Origin of the sequence: Streptomyces iconiensis (assembly GCF_028657195.3) — a bacterium.
GTDB classification, from domain to species: domain Bacteria; phylum Actinomycetota; class Actinomycetes; order Streptomycetales; family Streptomycetaceae; genus Streptomyces; species Streptomyces iconiensis.
In genome coordinates this window covers 1-23,585 of the sequence record NZ_JANCPR020000065.1, presented here as the reverse complement: position 1 = coordinate 23,585, position 23,585 = coordinate 1, and the positions used below count along the sequence as shown (strand labels likewise).

The following is a 23,585-nucleotide window of genomic DNA, read 5'->3' as shown; positions in this document are numbered from 1 at the left end:
CCACAACAGGGGTACAGGGGCGAAGCCCCATATGAAGATCCAGTACAGGAGGTGACCCAGTGACCGCAACCACAACACAAACAAAAACACCGACCGCAATAATAAAAAACGTCTCCAAAACGTTCGGCCACCAACAAGTGCTGGACAACATCACCCTCACCCTCACCCCCGGCGAATTCGTCACCCTCCTAGGCGCATCCGGCTGCGGCAAAAGCACCCTGCTGAACCTAGCGGCGGGCCTGGACAGCCCGACGCACGGCACCATCGAGGTACCAGGCGGCAGGCCGGCCCTGATGTTCCAGGAGCACGCACTCTTCCCCTGGCTGACGGCGGGCAGGAACATCGAGCTGGCCCTCAAACTCCGCGGCCTGCCCAAGGCCGACAGGACCCAGGAGGCGGAACGCCTCCTGGAACTGGTCCGCCTGAAGGGCGCATACGGCAAACGCGTACACGAACTCTCCGGCGGCATGCGCCAACGCGTAGCCCTCGCAAGGGCACTGGCCCAGGACAGCCAACTGCTCCTGATGGACGAACCGTTCGCCGCACTGGACGCGATCACCCGCGACGTGCTGCACGAGGAACTGACGCGCATCTGGTCGGAGACGAACGTCTCCGTCCTCTTCGTCACCCACAACGTCCGCGAGGCGGTACGCCTCGCCCAACGCGTCGTCCTGCTCTCCTCCCGCCCGGGCCGCATAGCCCGCGAATGGGAAGTGGACATTCCACACCCCCGCCGTATCGAGGACGCGGACGTGGCGGGCCTGTCCGTAGAGATCACCGAACAGCTCCGGGGGGAGATCCGCCGCCATGGCCAGCACTGAAACGCACGTCCCACAGAGTCCGGCGCCACCGGGCGAAGCTCAAAACGGGCCGAAGCCCAAGGAACAAACACAACCCACAGCCCAGGAGCACTCGCAACCCACCATCAAGGAACAATCACACCCCACCGCCAAGGAACAACCGCACCCCACACCCAGGGAACAAGCCCACCCCACAGACCTGGCCGGCCTGGAGGCCGGCCTGGACGCGCTGGACAACACCGGCACAACCCCCCGCACCCCCCTCACCCACACCCTGCGCACCAAGGCGCTACCTCCCCTGGTAGCCGTAGCCCTCGTCCTCGCCCTGTGGCAACTAGCCTTCGCGCTGGAACTGAAACCGCACTACCAGCTCCCCAGCCCCCTCATGGTCTGGAACGCACTCGCCGAGGAGTGGTACAAGGGCACGATCCTCGGCATCGTCTGGCAGAGCGTGTCCCGAGGCGCACTCGGCTTCCTGGTCGCGCTGGCAGTAGGAACACCGCTGGGCCTGCTGGTCGCACGGGTAGGCCCGGTACGGGCCGCGATAGGCCCGATCCTCTCCGGCCTCCAGTCACTGCCGTCCGTGGCATGGGTCCCCGCGGCGATCATCTGGTTCGGCCTGACGGACGCGACGATCTACGCGGTCGTCCTGCTGGGCGCGGTCCCCTCCATCGCCAACGGCCTGGTCTCAGGCGTGGACCGGATCGACCCGCTGCACCTGCGCGCAGGCAAGGTCCTCGGCGCGACCGGCCTCACCGGCGTACGCCACGTACTGCTGCCCGCCGCGCTGCCCGGCTACATCGCGGGCCTCAAGCAGGGCTGGGCGTTCTCGTGGCGCTCGCTGATGGCGGCCGAACTCATCGCCACCTCACCGGAGTTGGGCGCGGGACTGGGCCAGCTGCTGGAGACGGGCCGCTCGTACCAGGACATGCCCCTCGTGCTGGGCGCCATCCTGCTCATCCTGGTCGTCGGCATCGGCATCGAACTGCTCATCTTCGCGCCCGTGGAACGCCGCGTCCTGCGCCACCGGGGGCTGCTGCGCTGATGTCACGTCCCGCTCTGCTCCTCGTCGCCCACGGCAGCCGTGGTCCCCGACACGCCGCGACCGTCGGCGCGCTCGCCGCGCGGGTACGCTCCGCGCTGCCCGGGGTGCGGGTGCGGGTGGGCCACCTGGACTTCGACGCGCCCTCCGTACCGGACGCGCTGGCCCGCCTGTACGGGGAGGGCGTACGCGAGGCCGTCGCCGTCCCGCTGCTGCTGACCCGCGCCTTCCACGCCAAGACCGACATCCCGGCCGTACTGACGGAGGCCACGCGGCACCTGCCCGGCATGGAGGTACGCCAGGCGGACGTACTGGGCCCGCACACGCTGCTCGTCACAGCTCTCGAACGCCGCCTGCGCCAGGCCGGGTTGAGGCCGGAGGACACCTCCTCCACCGGCGTCGTCCTGGCCTCCGCCGGCTCATCGGACCCGGAGGCGATCGCAGTGATCGCAGAAATCGCGCGGGAGTGGCGGCGCACCACTGGCTGGTGCGCCGTGCGGCCTGCGTTCGCCTCCGCTGCACTCCCCCGCACGGCCGAGGCCGTACACGCACTGCGCGCCGACGGCGCACGCCGCGTCGCCGTCGCCCCGTACGTACTGGCTCCCGGCCGCCTGCCCGACCGCATCGCGGCGGGGGCGCACGAGTCGGGGGCCGAGGTACTGGCCCCCGTACTCGGCGCGGCCCCCGAACTCGCCCGCGTCGTCGCGCAGCGCTACACCGAGGCGACCGCCTCCCGCTTCCGGGCCGGTTCACCACCGGCCGAAGCCGGATTGCTGGCGGCCACGGCGGGCTGAGGGCGTACGAGGGGCAGCACCCCCTCGCCGAACCAGTACGCCTCCTCCAGGTGCGGGTACCCGGACAGGACGAACTCCTCGGTCCCGATACGCCGGTACTGCTCGATGAGGTCGGCGACCTCGGCATGGCTGCCCACCAGCGCGGTGCCCGCACTCCCGCGTACGAGGCCGATGCCCGCCCATAGGCCGGGGTGGACCTCCAGGCCGTCGCGGCTGCCGCCGTGCAGTGCCAGCATGCGCTTCTGGCCCTCCGACTCGCCGGCGCCCAGGCCCTGTTGGGCGCGTGCGACGGCGGCCGGGTCGAAGCCGTCCAGGAGGCGGCTGGCCTCGGCCCATGCCTGCTCGGAGGTGTCGCGGTAGATCGTGTGCAGCCGGATGCCGAAGCGCAGGCTCCTGCCCTCGGCCGCCGCCAGAGCCCGCACCCGTTCGATCTTCTCCGCCACCTGCGCGGGCGGCTCACCCCAGGTGAGGTACACATCAGCCGAACGCGCCGCGACCCGCAGCGCGGCGGGCGAGCTGCCGCCGAAGTACACATCGGGCACGGGCTCCGGAAGGCGCGCGAGCGCGGCACCCTCGACCTGGACGTGCGCGCCGTCCAGGTCGACCGTACGGCCGCCCCACAACTCCCTTACAACGTGCGGGAATTCGCCCGTACGGGCGTAACGCGCCTCCTTGTCGAGGCGGGGGTGTGCGCGCACGGGGGCGAGTACGGGGGTGGTGCCGTGTCGTCCGGAACCGGCATTACGGGGCGTACTTGTAGCCGACACGGCGGACGGTGACGATGCGGGCCCGGTGTGCGGGGCCCAGCTTGCGGCGGAGGCGGGCGATGTGGACGTCCACGGTGCGGCCGTCGCCGATGTGCTGGCCGTAGCCCCACACCCCGGCGATGAGGTGCTCGCGCGAGTGCACCCTGTGGGGGTGCGCCGCGAGGTGCGCGAGAAGCTCGAACTCCAGGTAGGTGAGGGCGAGTTCGGCCCCGTCCACATGGACGGTGTGCCGCTCACGGTCGATCTCGACACCCTCACCGCGGCCCGGGGCAGACCCCGCGCCGGACACGCCCGCGCCGGTACGCGCGGCCGTCTCCTCGTACGCGGCCTCCTCGTACGCGGCATCGGCGTACGCGGCCTCCTCGTACACGGCATCGGCGTACACGGCATCGGCGTTCGCGGCCCCCGTGTGCGCCGCATCGGCGTACACCGCCTCGACGTACGCCGCCTCGGCGCGTGCCACGTAATGGGGCAGCTCCGCCGGGTCCGTGCCCTCGGGAACGACGACGAGGTAGCCCACGGCCTGCCCGCCGCGCAGCCTGCCACGCCCCGGACCGGCTGCGGGCAGGACGGTGGGAGCGGGCAAGACAGTAGGTGTGGGCAGGACGGCGGGCGCGCGCAGGACGGTCGGAGCGGGCGCGGTCATCGTGCGGCCCCCGCAGGGGTGTAGTGCTCGGCCGCGTCCCCTTCGAGAGCGCGGCTGTGCGTGCCGTCGACCCCGACCGGCACATCACCCGCGACGGTGACGCGGTGGAGGCGGCGCGGCAGGTCGCCGTAGTCGTCGGGCGCGTAGTGCTGGGTGCTGCGGTTGTCGAAGAGGATGAGGTCGCCTGGGGCCCAGGACCAGCGCACGGTGTTCTCGGGGCGGGTGACGTACGCCTGGAAGATGCGCAGCAGATCGCGGGACTCGGAGGAGCTGAGCCCGACGAGTTCCTGTGCGAACCCGCCGAGGAACAGGGCGCGTTCGCCGCTCTCGGGATGTACCCGGACGACAGGGTGTTCGGTGCGCCACAGCCGCGAGGTGAACACCCTGCGCCGCTCGGCCGCCTCCACGTTCCCGGCGTGCTGCGGCTCGGCGTAGTCGTGGGCGTTGGTGTGGACCGCCCGGAGCCGGTCGGCGAGCGCGCGCAGCGCCTCGGGCAGGTCGGCGTAGGCCGCAGCCGTGTTGGCGATGAGCGTGTTGCCGCCGTAGGGCGGAACGACGAGGCTGCGCAGGGTACTGGCTTTGGGCGGGGTGCGTACGAAGGTGACGTCCGTGTGCCAGCGGTTGGCGCGCACGCCCTCACCAGCGTCCACAGGCAGCACGTTCGGACGGCCCTCGACGGAGGGGACGGTCGGATGCGCCGTGGTGAGTGCGCCGAAGAGGGAGGCGAAGCGGATCTGGTCGGCGTCGTCGAGATGCTGGTCCCGGAAGAAGAGCGCCTTGTGGGTGAGGAGCGCGGAGCTGATCTCCGCGACGACGGTGGGGTCGAGCGCGGCCGACAGGTCGATGCCGAGGATCTCGGCGCCGATACGGCCACCGACACGGCGGATGTCGAAGCGGGTGTCCGAGCTTGTCATGTGCGTTTCCTTTCAGGGGTGTTGAACGGTTGCGGCGGCGGGGCGGCGGCTCGCTCCGACGGGGTTTCGTACGCGGACCCCGTACCGGTCCCGAACCGCTCAGCCGGAGGTCCGCCAGGACGTGAAGCGGCGTTCCAGGGCGACGAGCAGCTGGTTGAACGCCACCCCGATCAGGGAGACGGTGAGGATGCCCGCGTACATCTGCGGGATGGCGAAGTTGAACTGCGAGTTGTTGATGAGGAAGCCGAGCCCCGCCTTGGCGCCGACCATCTCGGCGGCGACGAGCACGAGGATGGCGACGGCGCCGGCGAGCCGTATACCGGTGAAGACAGCGGGCACGGAGGCCGGGAGGATCACCCTCTGGAACAGCCGCCACGGCGGCAGGTTCACGCTGCGCGCCAGCTTCAGCAGCGTCGGGTCGACGGTGCGTACGGCGCTGATGGTGTTGAGCAGTACGGGCCAGGTGCAGGCGTACAGGACGATGGAGACCTTGGAGGTCTCGCCGATCCCCAGCAGCAATACGAACACGGGCAGCAGGGCGAGCGCCGCCGTGTTGCGGAAGACCTCCAGCAGAGGCCCGAGCAGCTCGGCGACGGGCCTGTACCAGCCGATGAGCAGCCCGAGCGGCACGGCCACCAGCACGGCGAGCCCGAACCCGGTGGCCGAGCGGACGAGGCTGGCGCGCGCGTCGTCGAGGAGCTGCCCGTCGGCGAGCAGTTCCCACCAGGCGACGGCGACCTCGGAGAACGGCGGCAGGAAGATCCGGTCGACGAACCCGAGGCGCGGTGCGGCCTCCCACAGCGCGAGCAGCGCCAGGACCGCGGCCGTACGCCGCAGCACGCCACCGACCAGCCCACCGACCAGCCCACCGACCAGCCCCAGCAACCGCCGCGCCGGACCGGGCCCGCGCGGCCCGGTGACACGTGGAGCGGTGCCCCCGTGCCGCTCGGCCGCCGCCGTCTCAGGGGCCGGGGCGTCGGTGAGGGCGGCGCCGGCGCTCATAGGGCGACCGCCTCCCGCTCCAGTTCCTGCGCACGGCTGACCTCGTCGTGCAGCAGCTCCCAGATGCGGTGCCTGTGCCTGGCGAACTCCGGTGTGGAGCGCGGGTCTTCGACGCCGCCACGGCCGCCGCCCGTACGGTCATCACCGCTAGGAACGTCACCGCTACGGCCGCCGCCCGCAAGGTCGTTGTCCGCACGGCCGCCGCCCGCACGGATGTCGGCACGGCCGTCACCGAGCGCGATCGGCACGACCTCCTTGACGCGCCCGGGCCGCGAGGTGAGCACGGCGACGCGCTGCCCGAGCAGCACGGCCTCGTCGATGCTGTGGGTGATGAAGACGACGGTCTTACGGGTGCGCTGCCACACGCGCAGCAGTTCGTCCTGAAGGGACTCGCGGGTCTGCGCGTCGAGCGCGCCGAAGGGCTCGTCCATGAGCAGCACATCGGGGTCGTACGCGAGGCTCCTGGCGATGGCGACCCGCTGACGCATACCGCCCGACAGCTCGTGCGGATGCCGGTCACCGAACCCGTCGAGGCCGACGAGGGAGAGGAACTCCCCCGCGCGCTCGGCACGTTCACGCCGGGGCACACCGGCGGCCTCCAGCCCGAATTCCACGTTGCCGCGCGCGGTACGCCACGGCAGCAGCGCGTACTGCTGGAAGACGGTGCCCCGGTCGCGTCCAGGCCCCGTGACGGGCTCGCCGTCGAGCAGTACGCGTCCCGAGGTGGGCAGGGCCAGCCCGCCGAGGAGGTCGAGCAGCGTGGACTTGCCGCACCCGCTGGGGCCGACGAGAACGGTGAACTCGCCGTCGGCGATGTCCAGTTCGATGTCCTCCAGCGCGGTGAACCCGGCCCCGGCGGGGCTCCGCGCGGGGTCCCGCGCACCGGAGCTGATACGGGCTCGTGCTCCGCGCGGGGCACGGACGGGGAAGGTCATGCCCACCCTCTCGAACCGGATCTTCGGAATCGGCTTCGTGGTCATCGGCTCAGCTCCCGGAGCTGTGGGGGCGGGGATGGGAGGGGACGGAGGTGCGGGATGGCACGGGAGGGCGGGAGGACACAGGGGTGCGGGAGGGCACGGGGGTGCGGGAGGGCACGGGGGCCTGGTGACGGCGGTCCGGTCGACGTGGCCGGCCCCGGTTGAAGTCGTTGGTATAGGTACCGGCGACATCCACCCGGCCGGTCTTGATGTCGCCCCGCCGCTCCAACCACCGTGCCCACATGGCCAGTTCGGGCGCCGCGATCCGCCCGGCGCCGTGTGCGACGCCGTACGAGCGCCAGTAGCGCAGCGGCTCGGTGTCCTCGCTGCGGTCGCGGCGGCGCACGATACGCACCATGCGCTCGACGACCTCCTCACGCGGGGTACGCCGCGACCAGTCGAGGGCGCGGCCGACACCGGTGACGAAAGCGGCGGCGGCCTTCGGGTGGCGTTCCAGGTAGCGGTCAGCCATGACGTACGTACCGGCGCTGAAGGTGCCGAGCAGCTTGTGGTCGTCGAACAGAGCGCGGACCCCACCGTGTTCGAGCGCCTTGTCGCGGAGGATGTCGCCGAGTACGGCGACCTCGATCTGTCCCTGCCGCAGGGCCTGTTCGGTGTTGACGGGCGGCAGAGCGACGCGTTCGACCTGTGCCGCCTCACCGGGGTCGAGGCCCTGACGGGCGAGATAGGTGTCGAGCATGGCCTCGGAGTGCGCGCCAAGCGTGTTCATCGCGACCTTCTTGCCGATGAGGTCGCGCGCCGTACGCAGAGGGCTGTCCTCGCGCACGTAGAAGCCGCTGTAGCGCTTGGCGTCGACGCCGTAGTAGCTGATGACGGCCGTCACGGGCGCCTTGGCCGCGGCCATCTTGACGACAGCGCCGTTGAAGGCGCCGCCGAAGTCGGTGTCGCCCGCAGCGGCCGACTGGATGTCCTGCGGACCGCTGGTGGTATTGCCGACCCACCGGAGGGTGAGGCCGTCCAGATACCCAAGGTCGTCGGCCAGCTCGGCCGGGGTGACGGTCCCGGCCCAGCCCTGGTAACGAAGGGTTGTGGCCGGAACTCCCCCTCTACCGGACGCCGTTCCACAACCTGCCACCGTTACGGCCGTTCCGGCTCCTGCGAGTCCGGCTCCTGCGAGCGTGAGGAATTTCCGTCTATGAATACGTGGACGCACGGGTGCCTTCCGTAGCGTGGGGAAACGCGCGTGAATTCAGGCAGCCGAAATCAGGGAACGGCGTTCACGTGAATGCACGGCATTTTCCGTGTGAATGACGCTCGCTCTACGGCCCATGGGTCGGCCGGGGCCAAGAGGGCCCTGAGCAGCGAAGAAGTGAGAGCGGAGGCGCGGTTTCAGGCGCAGGAAGAGGCACAGAGTGCGCTGGCGTGACGTCGCAGATCGACGTGCAGGCGCGCTACGAGATTCCGGTACTGGCTCACAGTCGATGAGCATGCCAGAAATCGCGCGTAGGCGTCAATGTCGCCTGCCCAAATAATGGACAGGCGAGGGCTTTTGAAGTCCGGCCTTGGAGCCCATTACCGCGTTCCCATGTTTCGGGAACCAGGCATCTCCCCTGGCCGCCCGTGAACCGGCAACACAGGAAGCCACCCCGCTCAGCCCGACGCACCAACAGCAGCGAACGGCCCGACGGCCCGCCGGGCCCCTGTCACCGCCGGCGATCGCGCCGCAGGGGCACACAGGCACACACCGAAGCCGACCTTGTCGGACCGCTGATGACGATGCACTGGGGCCCTCTCCCCACGTACGGGCCGCCGGGGACGGCATCCACGTGAGAGATCAAACGGCCCCGTCGCGGACAGCGCCGACGAACACGGCGAACGCATCCGCACCACACGCCACCACGGGGCCGTCCGGGGCCTTGGAATCACGGACAGGAACCACGCCGTCCGTAACGACGAGGTTCGCGGCAACCTCCACGCAGTCACCGCCGTTCGAGCTGTACGAGGACTTGAACCAGCGAGGGGATTCAGTCGTCACGGTGTGCCCTTTCGTTGTGCTGGAGTCGACCCCCGCCCCAGGTCAGACCGAGCCGCGACGCACACCGCCCACAAACGCGGCAAACGACGCAGCGGGAAAACCCAGAACCGGGCCACTCGGGTCCTTCGAGTCACGGACAGGAACCACGCCACGCGAGGCAACGAGGTTCACGGCGACCTCCACGCAGGCGCCGCCGTTGTCACTGTAGGAGGACTTGAACCAACGGGGAGATTCGCTCATCACGGTGTGCCCTTTCGTTCCTGGCTGATCATGGCCACAGTTGCCGCCTGGGAGAGCGCCTCGGCCTGAAGCTGATGGTAGGCCGTCAGTATGGGGAGCACACATGCGTTGTCCCGCTCCAGATGTCCCCGCTGCGCGGACTCGGCGTACGACATCAGCGAACGATCCGGCATCGTCAGGATGTAAAGCGGCAGATTGAACGGGCGACGGTCGCCCATGGCGAACGGGGCAAGCTGAAGCACGGTGTTCGGCTGCTCGGCGAACTCGACGAGGTGCGCCAACTGCGCGTCCATGGCGGCGGGTCCGCCGATCGGCCGACGGATACAGCTTTCGTCCAGCACGACGAAGACCATCGGCGGAGGTGTTCGCACGAGTGCCGCCTGCCTGTCCGCGACCAGCTTCACCCGCTCGTCCGCCTGGTCCATCGTGATCGCTCCACGCTTGACCGCGCTCGCGGCGAGCACCTCCGCGTACTCGGGCGTTTGGAGGAGACCGGGAACGACTCCCACCTCGTACAGCCGGACCTCTGCCGCGCGCCCCTCGTACCCCAAGTACTCCGGAAATCCCTCCAACAGCGAGCCATGCCGGAAGTCGCGCCACTCGCGCTCGAACGAATCAACGGAACCGGCGGCCCCAAAGGCGACATCGGCCTTACGCGAGAACGGCAAGGTTGGCGGTTTCCGGGCAGTTTCCACGGCCGAAATGTGCTGGCTGGAGCAGCCCAGACGAGCGGCCAGGTCTTCCTGGTTCCAACCACGACGTTCCCGAAATCTGCGCACCCGAGCCCCGTAGGCCGCTTGCGGACTGCTCTCGGGGTTCAACTCCTTGCGATTGACCATGCGGCCACTAACCCTTCCTTCTGCAGGGATTACTTGAAGGGTTCTCGACTCTAAGCCACGCTGAACGCTCCTGGTAGCGGTATCGCTACAGAGAGGAGCGGGCCTTGTCCTGGAAGCACATGTGTCCCACGGATCACATCCTCAACGCCCCTCATACAGACGCCAGTTCGTTGGGCATACAGAACGACGGCATGGGGATGACGATCTCCGCCGTGGTGGCGGAGCTTCACAAGGGGCTGCGGGCGCATGACATCCGCGCCCGTGGTGTGACCGGGCGAGCACATAGAGAGTCACCCGGCGTCGACGTGATCGGCCTCTCACTCGGTGACGCCGCCGTGCTGGCGCTGGTCCTCAACGAGTCGGCGCCCGCGCGGACGGGGCGGAGCAATGGCTAGCCGTATGACGCTGCGCGTGGGCCGGGTCGGCCCGGACGGTGTGGCGGTGTTCGGGGCTCAGCGCACGATCGTGGTCGTACCTGACCCGACGCGCATGAACGAGGTGACGGGTGCGCTACCGCCGTGCGAGTGCGCGCGCTGTCGTACGGAGTTGTACCAACACGCTGGCGCCGCAAGGGAGTTGGGGACTCTGCGCGGGTGCGCGCCCGTGGGGCCAGGGGCGGCTGGGCTGTGGGCCCTGTGGCGGCTGTGAGCAACAGGGGCCAGCAGGGACCAGGGGAACAGGGACCAGGAACGCGAAGGGGCCCGCCACGCCCCGTGGGGGGAGGGCGCGGCGGGCCCGTTGGTGCGCTTACCCGCAAACAGGGGGCACCGACACGGACTACTTCACGACGCGCAGCAATTTGTTCGGGGTGCCCGCGCTCGGGTTGCTGATGGTGCCCGAGGTGGCGCCCTTCACCAGCGCGGCCGAGACCTGCTTCGGCGTGGCCGTCTTGTGCCCGCTCAGGTACACGGCGGCTGCGCCCGCGACGTGCGGCGAGGACATGGAGGTGCCGGACATCGTGGCGGTGCCGGTGTTGTTCTTGTTGCTGGCGGAGACGATGTCGACGCCGGGCGCGTACAGGTCGACGCGCTTGCCGTAGTTGGAGAACGTGGCCTGCTTGTCGTTCTTGTCGCTGGCCGCGACGGTGATCGCCTCGGGGACGCGCGCCGGGGAAGCGGTGGTCGCGTCGGCGCTCTCGTTACCTGCGGAGACGGCGTAGGTGACACCGGAGGCGATGGACTTCTTGACGGCGGCGTCGAGCGCCGCGTCCTTGCCGCCGCCGAGGCTCATGTTGGCGACCGAGGGGCCCTTGTGGTTCTTGGTGACCCAGTCGATGCCCGCGACGACCTGCTCGGTCGTACCGGAACCCTCGTTGTCGAGCACGCGCACCCCGACGACCTTCGCCTTCTTGGCGACCCCGTACTTGGTGCCCGCGATCGTGCCCGCGACATGGGTGCCGTGGCCGTTGCCGTCCTGCGCCGTCTTGTCGTTGTCGATGGCGTCGAAGCCGTAGGAGGCACGGCCGCCGAAGTCCTTGTGGCTGATACGGACCCCGGTGTCGATGACATAGGCGGTCACACCCTTGCCCGCCGTGGCCGGGTATGTGTACTTCTTGTCGCCCTTGGTCTTGGCCTGATCGATGCGGTCCAGGCCCCACGGCGGGTTCTTCTGGGTGCCCGTGGTCGTGAAGCGCTGGTTCTGGTAGACCTTGGCGACCTTGTCGTCCGCGGCGAGACGGCGTGCCTCCTCGGCGGAGAGGCCGGAGGCGGAGAAGCCGTGGACGGCGGAGGTGTAGGTGCGCTTGGCCTTGCCGCCGTACTCCTTGGCCAGTTCCTTGCCGGCACCCGCTGCCCGCACGCCGGCGCTCTCGCCGTCCTTGAGCATCACGATGTAGCTGCCCTTGACCGGGTCCTTGGCGTCGGTCCCGTAGACCGTGCCCTCGGCCGGAGCGGCGCCCGCGGGGAGCGTGAGCAGGGTCGCGCCACCAGCGACGGCGACGGCAGCGCCGACGGCCAGGGATATCCGGCGCTTCTTGTTGCGGGACACGTGGTTCGCCATGCGGAGGGAGCCTCCTAGTGAAGAAGTTGTGGGGGGATACGAAGATCCGTTCAAGGACTGGTTCGAAACCCTGTCGGATTGGCACGCACAGCTCAAGTTCTGGGGACGTCTGTGATGTACGCAACGCCCGGCCAGGGACTGCAAACGCCCGCGAACCAGACCGAATCCGCCCCGGCGTCCTCCACCTCCCCTTGACTTTCCGGGTAGTTGAGCGCGCGACGACCTGAAGTGCGCTTGACCGGACGGCCGCGCAGGGCAGTGCGCCACGCCGGATCACCGCGGGCCACCTCCGACCGACCTGGGCCCTCGCGAAACCGCGCAATCGTGGCGACCTGGGCGACCTGGGCGACCTGGGCGACCTGGGCGACCTGGGCGACCTGACACAAGCAGAAATGTGACTGCATGGCGTACCCCCACCGAGGGCCCGGCGAAAGCCGTATCCGCATGATGGGCGGCATGACTTTCGCGATCCCGCCCGCGGTCCCGGCAGGGAGCCTGGCCGCTTCCGCGCAGCCCTCACTCACCTCCCCCGACGGCGAACTACTCCTGCGGCCCTGGCAGTTGGGCGATGCCCCCGTCGTACAGAGCGCCTACCGCGATCCGGACATCCGGCGCTGGCACCTGCACCACGTCGACTCGGCCGAGGAGGCCCGCGCGTGGATCGCGAAGCACGAACTGTCCTGGCGGCAGGAGCGCGCCGCCCAGTGGGTCGTCACGCGCGCCGACAGCGGCGAGGCCGTGGGTCGTACGGCCCTGCGGTGGATGGATCTGCTGCACGGAGTCGCCGAGTGCGCCTACTGGGTACTGCCGCACGCACGAGGCAAGGCCGTCGCCCCGCGTGCGCTGGCGACGGTGGCCGACTGGGCGGGCGGCACGGCCGGCTTCCACCGGCTCGAACTCGCCCACTCCACCGACAACTCACCCTCGTGCCGGGTGGCAGTGAAGTCCGGGTTCGCGCTGGAGGGAACGCGGCGCGACGCACACCTGCACGCGGACGGCTGGCACGACATGCATGTCCACGCCCGCATCCTCAACTGACAACAGCAGGTTGACAGTTGAGGAGTGTCAACCTACGGTTGGCAGATGGAAGAACCTCTCAGCAATCCAGCAGCCGGCGCTCCGACCGGCGCTCCGACCGGCGCTCCGACCAGCGGTCCGACCAGCGGTCCGACCAGCGCTCCGGTCAGCATGGCCGGCACGGTCCGGCTCGACGACCTGATCGACGCCATCAAGAAGACACACTCCGACACCCTGGAACAGCTCACCGACGCCGTCATCGCCGGGGACCATCTCGGCGACGTCGCCGACCATCTGATCGGTCACTTCGTGGATCAGGCGCGGCGTTCGGGCGCCTCCTGGACGGACATCGGCAAGAGCATGGGGGTCACACGGCAGGCGGCGCAAAAGCGGTTCGTGACCAAGGCATCCGGTGAACCGGCTGATCTGGACCCGAGCCAGGGGTTCAGCCGGTTCACGCCACGGGCGAAGAACGTCGTCATGGCGGCGCAGAACGAGGCCAAGGCGGCGGGCAACGACGAGATCGGCCCCGCACACCTGACGTTGGGGCTGCTGGCCGAACCGCAAGCGCTCGGCGCGCGGGCGCTCACCGCACAGAAGGTGACACCGGACGCCGTACGCCAGGCCGCCACCGCCACGCTGCCTCCGGCAGCCGAACAGGTGCCGGACCTCGTTCCCTACGACGCCGGGGCACGCAAGGCCCTCGAACTCACCTTCCGGCAGGCCCTGCGCCTGGGCCACAACTACATCGGCACCGAGCACATCCTGCTGGCGCTGCTGGAGTTCGAGGACGGCAAGGGCGTACTCGGAGGGCTCGGAGTCGACAAAGCGACCATCGAGGCCCACATCGCCAAAGACCTCGCCGCCGCCGCGGCCCCCACAGCCGGGGAAGGGGCCGGGAACGCCTGAACGGGCCTGAGCGCATCTGCGTACGCATGCATGCGCCGACTCCGGGCCTGCGACTATCCGGTCAGCTCGATCAGGCGTTGGACGGTGCGCCAGTTGCGCCCCGTCATCGTCACCGCGGGGCGCACGGCGGCGAGCGCGCCCGTGAGTTTGGTGCGGCCCATGCCGTGCGGGAAGTAGCAGTAGACGGCCGGACCGATGTGGTGGAACTCGTCGGGCGCGTACGTCTCGGCGTCCAGCCCCGCGAAGTGGTCGGGCGCCGGGGCACCGTCCAGGAAGAGGACGAGCAGCTTGGCCGGGTCCAGTTCGGCCGCTAGCAGGGGGCATGCGGCGGCGACGGCGCGCAGTTCGTCCGAGGTGCGGACGAGACAGGGCACCTCGAAGCCGAAGCGCTCAGCTATGGCGCGCTCCAGCGTGGGTCTCGGATCCGGGTCCTCCGTACGGAAGACCGCGTTCCCGCTCTGGAGATACGTCCGCACGTCGCTCCAGCCGAGTCCGGACAGCAACGTCCGCAGCTCGGCCATCGGGACCTTCTTGTGGCCCCCCACGTTGATCCCGCGCAACAGCGCCGCGTAACTCCTCATGAGGGGTAACCGTACGTCGTCGCTCCGACACCGACTACGGGAGGCCGCCCGCACGGCGAGGACGCCCGCACGGCGAGGACGTCCGGACGGCGAGGACGTCCGGACGGGCGCGTGCCGCACGGGCGGCCCCTCAGGCGCGCCGGGGAAGCTCCGCCTCGATGAGGTCGGCCGCACGGCGCGTACCGCCCTCGGCCGCCATCCTGCCGCGGATCCCCTCGGCCTTGGCTGCGACGCCGGGGTCGCCCGTCAGGGCTTCGAGGGCCTCGCGCAGGGCCTCCGGGGTCGCCTCCTCGCGCGGGACGACGCGGGCGACGCCCAGGTCGGCGAGTGCCTGCGCGTTCATGAACTGGTCGGCCGCCTGCGGGACCGCGATCATGGGCGTCGCGGTGGCGAGCCCCTCCTGGCTGCTGCCGGCGCCCGCGTGTGTGACGAACGCGTCCGCCTGCCGCAGAATCTCCAACTGCGGTACCCAGTCGTGCACTTCGGCGTTCGCGGGCAGGGGCCCCAGCTCTGCCGGGTCCACATGCTTGCCGATCTGGAGCACCAGGTGCCAGCCGTCGAGGCCGCCGAAGGCGGCCAGGCACGCGCGGTAGAAGGCGGGCTCCTTGGTGAAGGCCGAACCGAGCGAGACGAGCAGCACCCGTGCGTCACCCCCGGGACGCCGCCACTCCGGCGCCGCCGGCTCGCCCGACTCACCGGGCTTGCACGAGCCGACGAAAGTGTACACATCCTCGTTCACACGGTCGGCGTGCGGCTGGAGCGCCTTGGTCATCAGCACGACGCACCGGTCGGGGTGGCCCATGAAGTCGCGTACGCCCATCTCCATGCCCTGTGCGGCGATCCAGTCGGCGAAGCGGTCGAGAAAAGAGGCGCCGCGCTCGGTGGAGCGCAGTGCGGCGAAGGTCGCGTCACCCACGTCCGCCTCGTACCCCTCCCAGGCGACGAGGTTCGGCGAGAGCTGGACGTGCGGGACACCCCAGCGGTGCGCGAGTACGCGCGAGGGATAGGAGGTGATGTCGGCGAGGACGAGGTCGGGCACATCGCCCTCGTACGCCTTCGCGAGTTGCGGCAGCGCTTGGACGGCGTCGGTCAGGAACGGCTCCATGTTGTCGACGAGTTCGGTGCCCCACACCTCGGGGTCGTCGTCCGAGGAGAGGATCGAGTCGAAGAGCCGGGGCTCTGCACCGGTCTCCGCGACCAGGTCGGCGAAGCTCGGCGGAATCGCGTACGTGACGCGGTGGCCACGGGCGACCAGCTCACGGATGACCTCAAGGCTGGGCCTGACATGCCCGTGCGCGGCGATGCTGAACATGGCGATATGAGCGGATTCATGGCGGGGAGGCATGCATGTGAGAGTAGACGATACGCATCGTCTCGCACAATCGAAAGAGCGAGGCCCGCCCCTCAAGGTGGCAGTACACGTCGCGGGGCGGGGCGCCCACCGGGCCGAGTGCCCACTGGGCGCAGCACCCAGCGGGCGCAGCACACCGGCCCGTCCAGGCACTCACAGGCGCGGCCCCGGCCGGGCAGTCATGAGCCCCGGGGCCGTTCAGGACGCGGCCCGTTCAGGTCACGACCCGTTCAGCACACCGGCCCATCCGGGACACCGGCCCGTTCAGGTCACCGGCCCATCCAGGGTGTCGGCCCCTTCAGGGTGTCGGCCCCTTCAGGACACCGGCCGCGAATCGGTCCAGAAGGACTCGAACTCCTCGCGGTAGACGGGAAAGAGACCGCTCTCGGTGTCCTCCTGCGGCTTGTGCACCAGGTCGCGGCCCCCGCCGCGCAGGACGAAGACGGGCGCCTCCATCCCCCGGGTGCGCCGCAGATAGGACTGGACGACGGCGAGACCGTCGGCGCCGTCCCCGTCGACCATGTACGCGGTGAAGCGGGGGGTCTCGTCGAAGACGTGGATCTCGAAGGCCCCGGTGTCCCGCAGCCGCGAGCGCACGCGGCGCATATGGAGGATGTTCATCTCCACGGAACGCGCCAACTCCCCCTTTTTCAGGCCGAGTTCGCGCTCGCGTCGGCGTAGCGCGCTGCTGGCGGGGTTGAGGAAGAGCAGCCGCACCCTGCAGCCGGCCTCGGCCAGCCGCATCAGCCGTCTGCCGCTGTAGTTCTGCACCAGCAGGTTGAGGCCGATCCCGATGGCGTCCAGCCGCCGTGCCCCGCCGAACAGTTCCTCGGCGGGCAGCCTGCGCTGGAGCCGCACCCTGTCGGCGTGCACTCCGACCACGTCGGCGAACCTGTCACCCACCAGCTCCTCGACCGCGTCCACCGGCAGCCTGTGGCCCGAGGGCGCGGACTCGCCGGCGGCACCCAGCAGCTCCAGGAGCCGCGCGCACATGCGTTCCGCCTGCGCGAGGACCGTCTCGGACAGGGCGCGGTTGCGCGCCACGGCGCTGCGCGCCACCTCCAGCTCGTCCAGGGCGAGTTCGACGTCCCGCCGGTCCTCGAAGTACGGCTCGAAGCACGGCCAGTGCTGCACCATCAGCTCGCGCAGCTGCGGCAGGGTCAGAAAGGAGATGATGTTGTCGTCGGCGGGGTCGAGCAGATACCCCTTGCGGCGACTGACCTCCCGTACGGCCACGGCGCGCTGGACCCACTCCTGGCCGGCGGGACCTGCCGCCGCGATGACCCACTCCTCGCCGTGCACGGGTTCGTAGATGGGCCGCAGCACGGCGGCGACGACGGCGCGCAGCCGCTGCTCGACGAGGTTCAGCCAGACATAGGCACGCCCCGCGCGCTGCGCCCGGGTGCGCACCTCGGCCCAGGCGTTGTCGCCCCAGCCCAGGTCGGCACCGATCTCCATGGGACGCGCCAGCGGAACAGCCCCGGGCCGCAGATCCGCGAGGTCGCCGGAACCGTCGGACAGGCCGCTCGCCATGTCAGGATCCCCTGCCCCGCCGCTCCCGTCCGGCCCTTCACCGCCGTCACCTGGGGGGAGTTCAAGCCCTCCCGAGCCCAACTGCGCACCGCCTTCCACGCCCCGTTGTTCGATCAAGGAAGACTACTGCGGCCATACGGGCGGTGCACCCGGAACCCCTGTCAACTTCGCTTGCCCGTACGTCAGCGCGGGGGAAGATGACGACTGGGTCCGCCGCACGCGCAGCGGCACCGCACCGAATCGACGAGCGGGAAGAGACTTTTGTATGCAGGTCTGGCCGGGACAGGCGTACCCGCTGGGTGCCAACTACGACGGAGCGGGGACGAACTTCGCCGTCTTCTCCGAGGCCGCCGACCGCGTCGAGCTGTGTCTGCTGCACGAGGACGGCTCGGAGACGGCCGTCGACCTGCGGGAGTCCGACGGGTTCGTACGGCACGCGTATGTCCCAGGCGTACTGCCGGGACAGCGCTACGGCTACCGCGCGCACGGCCCGTACACGCCGGAGAGCGGGCAGCGCTGCAACAGCGCCAAGCTGCTGCTCGATCCGTACGCCAAGGCCGTCAGCGGCAGCGTCGACTGGAACGAGGCCGTCTACGGCTACCGCTTCGGCTCCCCCGAGCTGCGCAACGACCTCGACTCGGCCCCGCACACCATGGCCTCGGTGGTGATCAACCCGTACTTCGACTGGGGCGACGACCGCCCGCCGCGTACCGACTACCACCGCACCGTGCTCTACGAGGCCCATGTGAAGGGCCTCACCATGCGCCACCCCGAGCTGCCGGACGAACTGCGCGGCACGTACGCGGCGCTCGCGCACCCCGCCGTGATCGCGCACCTGGCCGAGCTGGGCGTGACGGCGCTGGAGCTGATGCCTGTGCACCAGTTCGTCACCGACCACAGGCTCGCCGACGCAGGGCTGGTGAACTACTGGGGCTACAACACGATCGGGTTCTTCGCACCGCACAACGCGTACGCCTCCTGGGGAGAGCGGGGGCAGCAGGTGCTGGAGTTCAAGCACGCGGTGCGCGCGCTGCACCAGGCGGGGATCGAGGTCATCCTCGACGTCGTCTACAACCACACGGCGGAAGGCAACCACCTCGGTCCCACGCTCTCCTTCCGGGGGCTCGACAACGCCTCGTACTACCGCCTTTCGGACGACCCGCGCTACTACACGGACACGACGGGCACCGGGAATTCACTGCTCATGCGCAGTCCCCACGTCCTTCAGCTCATCATGGACTCATTGCGTTACTGGGTGACAGAGATGCGGGTGGACGGCTTCCGCTTCGATCTGGCGGCCACGCTGGCCCGGCAGTTCCACGAGGTGGACCGGCTCTCCTCGTTCTTCGACCTCGTTCAGCAGGACCCCGTCGTCAGCCAGGTGAAGCTGATCGCGGAGCCCTGGGACGTGGGCGAGGGCGGCTACCAGGTCGGCAACTTCCCCCCGCTGTGGACCGAGTGGAACGGCCGCTACCGCGACACGGTGCGCGACCTGTGGCGCGGCGAGCCGCGCACCCTCGCGGAGTTCGGCTCCCGGCTGACCGGCTCCTCCGACCTCTACCAGGACGACGGACGGCGCCCCCTGGCCTCCATCAACTTCGTCACCTGCCACGACGGCTTCACGCTGCACGATCTCGTGTCGTACGACGAGAAGCACAACGAGGCCAACGGAGAGGGCAACAGGGACGGCGAGAGCCACAACCGCTCCTGGAACTGCGGCGTCGAGGGACCGACGGACGACGAGGACGTGCTGCGCCTGCGCCGCCGCCAGATGCGCAACTTCGCCGCCACGCTGATGCTCTCCCAGGGCGTGCCGATGATCAGCCACGGCGACGAGTTCGGACGTACGCAGCAGGGCAACAACAACGCCTACTGCCAGGACAGCGAACTGTCGTGGGTGCGCTGGCCCGGCTCCGGGAGCGCCGAAGGCGGCGGGGGCGGCAGAGGCGAGGGGCCGGAAGGGAGCGGACGGGGCGAAAGGGGTGAAGGGAGCGAAGGGGCTGACGGGGACGCTTTCGCGCGCCGGCTGTGCGAGTTCGTACGCTCGATGGTGTGGCTGCGCCGCGACCACCCCGTCTTCCGGCGGCGCCGCTTCTTCCACGGCGAGCCGCCGGAGGGCGCGCACGACGAACTGTCGGACATCGCATGGTTCACACCGGAGGGCGAGGAGATGACGCAGCGCGACTGGCAGGCGTCACAGGCCCGTTCGCTCGCCGTCTTCCTCAACGGCAACGCGATCTCCGAGCCGGGCGAGCGCGGCGAGCGCATCACCGACGACTCCTTCCTCCTCCTGTTCAACGCGCACGACAGGCCCCGCGACTTCGTCATCCCGGTCAACCACGGCCGCGAGTGGGAGCTGATCGTCGACACGGCCTGCGAGGACCCGTACGCCGCCGGAACGGGCCGCAAGGTGAGCGCGGGAGACCGGGTGGCCCTCACGGACCGGAGCATGGTCGTCCTCCAGCGTCCCGTGTGACCGCCGCACAGTACGCCGTGTGACCACCTCGGCCTACGCCGTGTGACCGCCGCGCAGTACGTGTGGCCGTCGCGCAGTACGTGTGGCCGCCGCGCAGCCGGCGGGTCCAGGGCCTGCGGACAGGCCCTGTGGGCAGGTCGTGCGCCGGTCGTCGCGCGAAGTTAGCTCGTTCGGGTCATGGACCGGCACGGGCAGGGCGCACGAAAAGCCAGCGCCAGGGTACGTACGTTCGCATGACACGTGAGGGCGCTCCTCCCGCAACGCCGACCAGCACGTACCGCCTCCAGCTCCAGCCGGACTTCCCGTTCGCCGCCGCCGAGCGCGCCGTGCCGTATCTGGCCCGGCTCGGCGTCTCACATCTGCACCTCTCCCCCGTGCTGACCGCCGTGCCCGGCTCGCGGCACGGCTACGACGTCACCGATCACCGCACCGTGCGCGAAGAGCTGGGCGGCGAACGGGGACTGCGCGCCCTGTCGGCCACGGCCCGCGCGCACGGGCTGGGCCTGGTGCTGGACATCGTGCCGAACCACATGGCCGTACCCGCCGATCTGCGGCTGAACGGGCCGCTGTGGGAGACGCTGCGCGAGGGGCCGGGGTCGCCATGGGCACACTGGTTCGACATCGACTGGGAGGCGGGGGGCGGCCGGGTGCTGCTGCCGTTCCTGGGCGAGCGGCTGCACGAGGCGCTGCCGCGCATGCGCGTCCAGGACGGGGCCCTGCGCTACGGGCAGCGCGTGCTGCCCCTGCGCGCGGGCACGGCACACCTGCCGCTGCCCCTGCTGTGCGAGGCACAGCATTACCGCCTGTGCTGGTGGCGGCTGGGCAGGACGGAGCTGAACTACCGGCGCTTCTTCACCATTTCGGACCTGATCGCGGTACGCGTCGAGGACCCCGGGGTGTTCGCGGCGACCCACCACACCGTGCTGCGGCTGCTGCGCGAAGGCGTCGCCGACGGGCTGCGGGTCGACCACCCCGACGGGCTGGCCGACCCCGGTGGCTATCTGCTGCGGCTGCACGAGGCGACGCGGGGCCGCTGGACCGTCGTGGAGAAGATCCTCGCGGACGGCGAGGCGCTGCCCGCCTCCTGGCCGGTCGCCGGCACCACAGGTTACGACGCGCTGCGCCACATCGACGGCGTCCTCACCGATCCGGAGGGCGCCGCCGAACTGGCCTCCGCCTACCGGGAGTTCACGCGCGTACGTGCCGACCAGGGCGGCGCGTGGACGGCGACACGGCGGCGTGCCGCCTACCGCGTGGTGGTGCACGAGCTGGCAGCCGAGGCCGAACGCCTCACCCGCACCGCCGTACGCGCCTGCGCCGCGGCGCCCGACCCGCGCCTGCGCGACCACGCGCCCTGGGCGCTGCGTGCGGCACTGCGCGAGATGCTCGTACGCCTGCCCGTCTACCGCCCGTACACCTCCTGCGGCGCCCCTCCCGGTGAGAGTGACGCCGCGCTGCTGGAGCACGACGCGGCGCTGCTGGAGCACGCTGCCGAGGGGGCGCGTACGGCCTTCCGCGTGCCGGAGGAGGCCGCGGCCGTGGACGCGGTGCGCGATCTGGCGCTCGGTGCGGTCCCCGACGGCGGGCCCGCAGCCGCCGGGTTCCCCGCGCGCTTCGCACAGCTCGCGTCGGCGTTGCGGGCCAAGTCGGTGGAGGACGCGGCGTTCTACCGCTACGTACCGCTCCTGTCGGCCTGCGAGGTCGGCGGCGAACCCGGCAGCCCCGCGCTGGCGCCGGGGGACTTCCACGCGTACTGCGCCCGCGTGCAGCGCGACTGGCCGACCACGTCCACAGCGCTCTCCACCCACGACACCAAGCGCAGCGGCGACGCGCGCGCCGCACTGGCCGTACTGAGCGAGTGCCCCGGGCGGTGGGAGGCGCTGCTGCGCGAGACCGGTTCCGGCGAAGCGGCGGCGCCCGACGCGCACACGGCCTGGGTCCACTGGCAGACGGCCCTCGCCCTCGGCACCTACCCTCCGCCGCCCGAACGGCTGCTGCCCGCGCTGCTGAAGGCCGTACGGGAGGCCGGGCTGCGGACCACCTGGACCGAGCGCGACCTCGCCTATGAGACGGCCGTCGAACGGTTCGTCAACGAGTCGGCCTCGGGCCCCGGCGCGCGCGCTCTGGCCGCGCTGGCCGCTTCCCTGGAACCGCACGTGCGCGCCAACGTGCTCGGTGCGGCGCTGCTGCACCTGACCATGCCGGGCGTGCCCGACCTGTACCAGGGCACGGAGCGTACCTACCGCGCGCTGGTCGACCCCGACAACAGGGCGCCGCTCGATCTCGGGGGGCTCGCGGGTCCCTTCGCGGGGCGGGGCGACGGTTCCGTCGCGGGGCGCGATGCGGGTCCCTTCGCGGGGCGGGGCGACGGTTCCGTCGCGGGGCGCGACGACGGTTCCGTCGTGGGGCGTGGCGCCGGTGGTGCGTCCTCGCGTCTCGGGAGCGCGCTGGATGCCGAGAAGGTCCGGCTGACCGCTACGGTGCTGCGCCTGCGCGCGCGCAATCCTGGGCTGTTCCTCGACGCCGCGTGGTACGAGCCGCTGGGCGCCGAGGGCGAGGCGGCCGACCACTGTGTCGCGTTCGTCCGCTCCGGCACGGTCCTCACCGTCGTCACCCGCCTCTCCCTGCGGCTGGCCGAACGCGGCGGCTGGGCACGTACCGAACTGCCCCTGCCCGAGGGCGACTGGCATGAGGCGCTGCCCCCGGACGCGGCCATCCCCCGCGTGCTGTCCGGCCGCGTGCCCCTGGCCCGGCTCCTCGGTACCTCGCCCGTGGCGCTGCTGGTACGGGGTGACCTGACGTGAGGGCTCGTGGGTGACGGGGTGCGTGCGACGGTGCTCACCTCGCGTGGTGAGACCGTTGTCGGCGCCGAGCGGCTTCTTGTGGCCGTCGGGCGTGTGCCGGTGACCGAGGGGCTCGGTCTGGGTGCGGCGGGTGTCGTGGCCGATGGGCGTGGTTACGTGCCGCCTGCCGACTGGGGCACGCTGGAGACCTCGGTACCTGGTGTGCATGTCGTCGGCGATCTGTTGCCTCCGCCCTCGCTCGGGCTGGCCCACGCGTCCTTCGCCGAGGGGCTCGTTGTCGCGGAGACCCTCGCGGGTCTTGCGCCGCGGCGCGTCGACTACGCGGCCGTGCCGCGTGTGACGTACTCCAGTCCGCAGACCGCCTCCGTCGGCCTCAGTGAGGCCGAGGCGAGGGCCTCCGCTGGTGAAGTCGCCGTGAACACCATGCCGTTGACCGCAACGGCGAAGGGGATGGTGCATGGGCGGGGCGGCATGGTGAAGGTTGTCGCCGAGCCGACGCCTGATGGGCGTGTGCTGGGCGTTCATCTCGTGGGGCCGCATGTGTCGGAGATGATCGCTGAGTCTCAGTTGGCTGTCGCCTGGGATGCGTCGCCTGCGGATGTCGCGCAGCATGTGCGCATGCGCGTCCGACGCTTAGTGAGGCTGTGGGGGAGGCGTTTCTCCGTCTTGCGGGGAGGGGGCTTCATCAGCATGCGTGAGGGGGCATCCCCCATACCCCGTTGTGGTTCCTGTGGTTTTACCCCAGTCCCTGTTTCTGATGGGGGGCTTCGCCCCCGTACCCCGTTGTGGTTCCTGTGGTTTCACCCCAGGTTTCTGTTTTTTTATATGGGGCTTCGCCCCTTTCCCCGTTGGCCTCGCCGGCCGGGCGTCGGGGGGCTCCTCCCCCAGACTCCGTCCGG

At 70.4% G+C, this 23,585-nt stretch carries 21 protein-coding genes and 2 pseudogenes; 9 read left to right on the top strand and 14 right to left on the bottom strand.

The annotated features are described in order from the left end of the window. The first annotated feature begins 59 nt into the window (after window positions 1-59). From NMN56_RS38650 to NMN56_RS38640, 3 genes are read left to right on the top strand one after another with little or no spacing between them, the layout of a single operon-like run. Entirely contained in the window at window positions 60-821 is a 762-nt protein-coding gene (locus NMN56_RS38650; protein WP_274045438.1) for an ABC transporter ATP-binding protein, read from the top strand. Continuing rightward, window positions 808-1,845, top strand: a complete 1,038-nt coding sequence (locus NMN56_RS38645; protein ID WP_274045437.1) for an ABC transporter permease subunit — start codon at window positions 808-810, stop codon at window positions 1,843-1,845. The genes NMN56_RS38650 and NMN56_RS38645 overlap by 14 nt, the downstream gene beginning before the upstream one ends. Continuing rightward, entirely contained in the window at window positions 1,845-2,636 is a 792-nt protein-coding gene (locus NMN56_RS38640) for a sirohydrochlorin chelatase (RefSeq protein WP_274045436.1), read from the top strand. Before NMN56_RS38645 ends, NMN56_RS38640 begins: the two co-directional genes overlap by 1 nt. Here NMN56_RS38640 and NMN56_RS38635 read toward each other — a convergent pair. The 10 genes and pseudogenes from NMN56_RS38635 to NMN56_RS38595 form a co-directional block, all read right to left on the bottom strand. Then, window positions 2,555-3,316, bottom strand: a pseudogene (locus tag NMN56_RS38635) (LLM class flavin-dependent oxidoreductase); the annotation flags it as partial. The gene NMN56_RS38640 and the pseudogene NMN56_RS38635 sit on opposite strands and share 82 nt — an antisense overlap. A gap of 61 nt (window positions 3,317-3,377) precedes the next feature. Then, entirely contained in the window at window positions 3,378-3,989 is a 612-nt protein-coding gene (locus NMN56_RS38630) for a winged helix-turn-helix domain-containing protein (RefSeq protein WP_280842857.1), read from the bottom strand. A gap of 56 nt (window positions 3,990-4,045) precedes the next feature. Continuing rightward, entirely contained in the window at window positions 4,046-4,963 is a 918-nt protein-coding gene (locus NMN56_RS38625) for a TauD/TfdA dioxygenase family protein (RefSeq protein WP_274045434.1), read from the bottom strand. Window positions 4,964-5,062: 99 nt separating this feature from the next. Continuing rightward, window positions 5,063-5,965, bottom strand: a complete 903-nt coding sequence (locus NMN56_RS38620) for an ABC transporter permease (RefSeq protein WP_274045432.1) — start codon at window positions 5,963-5,965, stop codon at window positions 5,063-5,065. Further along, window positions 5,962-6,945, bottom strand: a complete 984-nt coding sequence (locus NMN56_RS38615) for an ABC transporter ATP-binding protein (protein WP_274045430.1) — start codon at window positions 6,943-6,945, stop codon at window positions 5,962-5,964. The genes NMN56_RS38620 and NMN56_RS38615 overlap by 4 nt, the downstream gene beginning before the upstream one ends. 4 nt (window positions 6,946-6,949) lie before the next feature. Further along, window positions 6,950-8,038 (bottom strand): ABC transporter substrate-binding protein, encoded by a 1,089-nt coding sequence (locus NMN56_RS38610; protein WP_274045429.1) that lies wholly within the window; start codon window positions 8,036-8,038, stop codon window positions 6,950-6,952. A 254-nt stretch (window positions 8,039-8,292) separates the two neighbouring features. Further along, on the bottom strand, window positions 8,293-8,379 hold the full coding sequence (locus NMN56_RS43480; protein ID WP_430542826.1) for a putative leader peptide: 87 nt from the start codon (window positions 8,377-8,379) through the stop codon (window positions 8,293-8,295). A gap of 358 nt (window positions 8,380-8,737) precedes the next feature. Further along, on the bottom strand, window positions 8,738-8,938 hold the full coding sequence (locus tag NMN56_RS38605) for a DUF397 domain-containing protein (protein WP_274045428.1): 201 nt from the start codon (window positions 8,936-8,938) through the stop codon (window positions 8,738-8,740). 42 nt (window positions 8,939-8,980) lie between these two features. After that, a complete protein-coding gene (locus NMN56_RS38600; RefSeq protein ID WP_430542824.1) occupies window positions 8,981-9,178 on the bottom strand; it encodes a DUF397 domain-containing protein in 198 nt (65 codons plus the stop codon). Beyond that, window positions 9,178-10,017 (bottom strand): helix-turn-helix domain-containing protein, encoded by an 840-nt coding sequence (locus tag NMN56_RS38595; protein WP_274045426.1) that lies wholly within the window; start codon window positions 10,015-10,017, stop codon window positions 9,178-9,180. Before NMN56_RS38595 ends, NMN56_RS38600 begins: the two co-directional genes overlap by 1 nt. A 191-nt stretch (window positions 10,018-10,208) precedes the next feature. Here NMN56_RS38595 and NMN56_RS38590 point away from each other — a divergent pair, with 191 nt between their 5' ends. After that, window positions 10,209-10,412 (top strand): hypothetical protein, encoded by a 204-nt coding sequence (locus tag NMN56_RS38590; protein WP_280842856.1) that lies wholly within the window; start codon window positions 10,209-10,211, stop codon window positions 10,410-10,412. A 382-nt stretch (window positions 10,413-10,794) separates the two neighbouring features. Here the strand turns inward: NMN56_RS38590 and NMN56_RS38585 are convergent, their stop codons facing one another. Further along, window positions 10,795-12,015 carry a S8 family peptidase gene (locus tag NMN56_RS38585; RefSeq protein WP_274045424.1) on the bottom strand — a complete coding sequence of 407 codons (1,221 nt, stop codon included), beginning with the start codon at window positions 12,013-12,015 and terminating at the stop codon, window positions 10,795-10,797. Window positions 12,016-12,471: 456 nt separating this feature from the next. On the opposite strand from NMN56_RS38585, the gene NMN56_RS38580 reads away from it, so the two are divergent. Then, complete coding sequence (locus NMN56_RS38580; protein WP_274045423.1) at window positions 12,472-13,053, top strand: GNAT family N-acetyltransferase; 582 nt, start codon at window positions 12,472-12,474, stop codon at window positions 13,051-13,053. A gap of 150 nt (window positions 13,054-13,203) precedes the next feature. Further along, a complete protein-coding gene (locus tag NMN56_RS38575; protein ID WP_274045472.1) occupies window positions 13,204-13,941 on the top strand; it encodes a Clp protease N-terminal domain-containing protein in 738 nt (245 codons plus the stop codon). A 53-nt stretch (window positions 13,942-13,994) separates the two neighbouring features. Here NMN56_RS38575 and NMN56_RS38570 read toward each other — a convergent pair whose 3' ends face one another. From NMN56_RS38570 to NMN56_RS38560, 3 genes are all read right to left on the bottom strand, one after another. Beyond that, window positions 13,995-14,522 (bottom strand): DUF1697 domain-containing protein, encoded by a 528-nt coding sequence (locus NMN56_RS38570; RefSeq protein ID WP_274045422.1) that lies wholly within the window; start codon window positions 14,520-14,522, stop codon window positions 13,995-13,997. Between the two features lie 130 nt (window positions 14,523-14,652). Beyond that, window positions 14,653-15,867 (bottom strand): macrolide family glycosyltransferase, encoded by a 1,215-nt coding sequence (locus tag NMN56_RS38565; protein ID WP_274045420.1) that lies wholly within the window; start codon window positions 15,865-15,867, stop codon window positions 14,653-14,655. A gap of 321 nt (window positions 15,868-16,188) precedes the next feature. Beyond that, window positions 16,189-17,406, bottom strand: coding sequence for a DUF5919 domain-containing protein (locus NMN56_RS38560; RefSeq protein ID WP_430542823.1), 1,218 nt, complete (start codon window positions 17,404-17,406; stop codon window positions 16,189-16,191). A gap of 265 nt (window positions 17,407-17,671) precedes the next feature. On the opposite strand from NMN56_RS38560, the gene glgX reads away from it, so the two are divergent. The 3 genes and pseudogenes from glgX to NMN56_RS38545 all read left to right on the top strand — a co-directional run. Further along, window positions 17,672-19,882, top strand: coding sequence for a glycogen debranching protein GlgX (glgX, locus tag NMN56_RS38555; protein ID WP_274045419.1), 2,211 nt, complete (start codon window positions 17,672-17,674; stop codon window positions 19,880-19,882). Window positions 19,883-20,115: 233 nt separating this feature from the next. After that, complete coding sequence (treY, locus tag NMN56_RS38550) at window positions 20,116-22,686, top strand: malto-oligosyltrehalose synthase (RefSeq protein ID WP_274045418.1); 2,571 nt, start codon at window positions 20,116-20,118, stop codon at window positions 22,684-22,686. 3 nt (window positions 22,687-22,689) lie between these two features. Further along, window positions 22,690-23,384, top strand: a pseudogene (locus NMN56_RS38545) (FAD-dependent oxidoreductase); the annotation flags it as partial. Window positions 23,385-23,585: the final 201 nt, after the last annotated feature.